Source organism: Streptomyces sp. NPDC006655, from assembly GCF_040703965.1.
Lineage (GTDB): Bacteria > Actinomycetota > Actinomycetes > Streptomycetales > Streptomycetaceae > Streptomyces.
The window spans coordinates 1-1,095 of sequence record NZ_JBEYJU010000264.1; the positions used below are offsets into that span (position 1 = coordinate 1).

Consider the following 1,095-nt stretch of genomic DNA (forward strand, 5'->3'; position numbering starts at 1 on the left):
TCGATGTTCCAGACGGCGCCCTGGACGAACACCTTGTGCTCGTAGAGGGCGATCAGCTGGCCGAGGACCGACGGGGTCAGCTCGCGGGCCAGGATGGTCGTGGTGGGGCGGTTGCCCTGGAAGGTCTTGTGCGGGACCAGTTCCTCGGCTACGCCCTCCGCGCGGACCTCGTCGGCGGTCTTGCCGAAGGCCAGCGCCTGGGTCTGGGCGAAGAAGTTCGCCATCAGCAGGTCGTGCTGGGCCCTGAGTTCACCTCTCAGCTCGGCGACCGGCTCGGCGAAGCCGATGAAGTCCGCCGGGATCAGCTTCGTGCCCTGGTGGATCAACTGGTAGTAGGCGTGCTGGCCGTTGGTGCCCGGTGTGCCCCAGACGACCGGGCCGGTGGTCCAGTCGACGTCCTTGCCGTCCCGCGCCACGTGCTTGCCGTTGGACTCCATGTCCAGTTGCTGGAGGTAGGCGGTGAACTTGGACAGGTAGTGCGAGTACGGCAGCACCGCGTGCGACTGGGCGTCGTGGAAGTTGCCGTACCAGATGCCCAGCAGGCCCAGCAGCAGCGGCGCGTTGGCCTCGGGGGGCGCGGTGCGGAAGTGCTCGTCGACCAGGTGGAAGCCGTCCAGCATCTCGCGGAAGCGGTCCGGGCCGATGGCGATCATCAGGGAGAGGCCGATGGCGGAGTCGTAGGAGTAGCGACCGCCGACCCAGTCCCAGAACTCGAACATGTTGTCCGGGTCGATGCCGAAGTCGGACACCTTCGCGGCGTTGGTGGAGAGCGCCACGAAGTGCCTGGCGACCGCCTCCTGACCGGCCTTCAGCTCGCCGAGCACCCAGTTGCGGGCCGAGGTCGCGTTGGTGATCGTCTCGATCGTCGTGAACGTCTTGGAGGCGACGATGAACAGGGTCTCGGCCGCGTCCAGGTCACGGGTGGCCTCGTGCAGGTCGGCGCCGTCCACGTTGGAGACGAAGCCGACCGTGAGGTCGCGGTCGGTGAAGCTGCGCAGCACCTCGTAGGCCATCGCGGGCCCCAGGTCGGAGCCGCCGATGCCGATGTTGACGACGTTGCGGATGCGCTTGCCGGTGTGGCCGGTCCACTCGCCC

General features: G+C 67.8%; 1 protein-coding gene. It reads right to left on the bottom strand.

Going from position 1 to position 1,095, the window contains the following annotated elements; all coding sequences use genetic code 11:
- Positions 1 to 1,095: glucose-6-phosphate isomerase (gene pgi / locus AB0958_RS45205; RefSeq protein WP_366896307.1), on the bottom strand; the 1,095-nt coding region annotated here is incomplete at both ends.